Origin of the sequence: Mangrovibacter sp. MFB070, assembly GCF_000705335.1 — a bacterium.
GTDB lineage: Bacteria > Pseudomonadota > Gammaproteobacteria > Enterobacterales > Enterobacteriaceae > Mangrovibacter > Mangrovibacter plantisponsor.
The window spans coordinates 1-2167 of record NZ_JJMI01000014.1 but is presented as its reverse complement, the minus strand read 5'-3'; the positions used below and the strand labels follow the sequence as shown (position 1 = coordinate 2167).

The window sequence follows — 2167 nt, the reverse complement described above, 5'->3', positions numbered from 1 at the left end:
ACTGAAAGGAGAGCACCTAAGTCGGACATCATTGCTGCCACCTGACCTGCTATAAAAATCACTCCTCCTTCAGCTGCACCAATTCCTCCATTATGTACTGGTTTCAAATATGACGTAATATTGATTAACCCTGCATTAGTATTTGTATTTCCCGAGAAAACACCAGCAGTCGTTATAGCTCCAAGTTCTACTAACTGAAAATCTACCGTCCCGTTGTTATAGACATGACCTCCATACACAATACCGGTACGGGGTATTACAGAGCCTGTAATCGTCCCATTATTAATAAAGCTATTATTAACGGATAGGGTAATAATATATGAAAAGGCTGATGCCACACCCAAGACCGCATGATTAAGCACTTGAATGTCAAAGTTTGCATTTTCACCTAAAACAACATTATTCCCCTTTCCATTCACATAGATAAATGCAGCATATGACATGCCATCCACATAATGTTTATTATCACCGTCTATATATATATCATTATCATTCCCCTTAACTAATAATCCCATTTGTGAACCATGATCGCGTTGAGTTTTCGAACCGTGCTCAATTATGTTTGAAAAATCAATCCCTCCCTTTATTTCCAGCGTATTATTACTTCCGCTAATGGTCATGCCAGTCTGAGAATAATTTCCTGCCGTATAAACGCTACCCTCGTATTTTTTGGTTATTGTGCCGTCAATCACCACCCGGTTACCATTACCTGCTACTGCCACACCGGTTAATACCGGGAGATTATCTGCATCGGGTATCCCCATCGTGACATCCAGCACCTTAACGTCGCCCGTAATCTGCAGCGTGCCGTTATTACCCGATATCTGCACGCCGGTGGCTGAAGCCCGGTTTTCGAGGACTTCTGCCGTCACGGTGCCGTCCAGCACGACGTTAAATCCGTCGCCGGACAGGGACGCGCCGGTTCCGTAATCGGTGACATGAATATCACCCCGGTTGACAAGCCCGGCATTAAGCCCTTCAACAAGCACCCCGACCGAATTCGCATCCCGGACCGTAATGTTACCGTCGTTACTGACGTAATTGTCAGTCCCGCCAACGCTCACGCCCGTGGCGCCGCCGGTGACCAGCATATCCCCGCTCAGCGCCACGCTGCTGTTATCCCCGCTGAGGGAAATCCCCGTGCCGCCGTCAGCCACGCTTAAATCACCGGTCTGGGTGACGTTACTGTTGTTGCCGTCAATCACAACACCGGCGGAGCCTTCACCGCTGACGCTGGTGTTGCCGCTGTTGGTAACCGTGCTGTTATCACCCGTGATGACGGTTCCGCTGCCGCCGCCGCTGATGACGGAGTCACCTTCGTTAGTCACCGTACCGTTATCGCCGTTAATCACCGTTCCGGCAGAGCCTTCTCCGGTGACACTGGTCTCGCCTGTGTTGGTTACACTACCATCATTGCCGTTGATAACGGTTCCGGCTCCCCCGGCGTCAACTTCGGTATTGCCCGTGTTGCTGACCTGAGCATCGTTACCGTTCACTTCCAGCCCCACAGAGCCTTCACCGCTGACTGTCACCTCGCCTTCATTGGTGGTGGTGGTGTTATTGCCGTCCACCACCGTGCCTTTGCCGCCTTCGGTGACGTCCGTGTCGCCTTCGAGGGTGTTGTCTGTGTTATTGCCGGTCACCAGGTTGCCGATTTCCCCTTCTCCGGCACTGGTGTTGCCTTCCAGCGTGTTTTCCTTGTTGTCCCCTTCCAGCTGGTTACCTATTTCCCACTCTTCGTAGTTATTGCCGTCGCCATCGCCGCCGTTGTTGCCACCGTCTCCTCCTTCGTTACGGTCGCCGCCACTGCCGCCGCCCCCGCTGCTGCCTCCCGCCGCAATGGCAATGGTGGCGGCCAGGGCTGCGGCCCCGCCCCCGGCGAGCAGGGTGGTCTGGTCGGTCATCCACGCTGGCAGTTCACTGGCCTGAGCGGCCTGGGTTTCTTCGGGCTGTGGTTCTGCTGCCTGGCACTGTTCCGCCAGTGCCGCCTGCTCTTCAGGGGTAAGCAGGCTCAGGTCTGCCGGGCATTCCAGGTTTTCTGTGGGGGCAACCGTTGCCGGAAGCGGGGTTTGTGCAAAAGCCTGGCCGTTCAGTGCCAGGGAAATACACACCGAAAGCGCGCTGAGTGCTGCGGTTTTGTTTTTCATCAAACTGTCCTTATTTGTGG

The 2167-nt window shown here is 53.3% G+C and carries 1 protein-coding gene; it reads right to left on the bottom strand.

Annotation, left to right across the window (positions count from 1 at the left end):
• Positions 1-2147, bottom strand: a 2147-nt coding sequence (locus DT73_RS05460; protein WP_369792570.1) for a beta strand repeat-containing protein, incomplete at its 3' end; no start/stop codon positions are given.
• Positions 2148-2167: the final 20 nt, after the last annotated feature.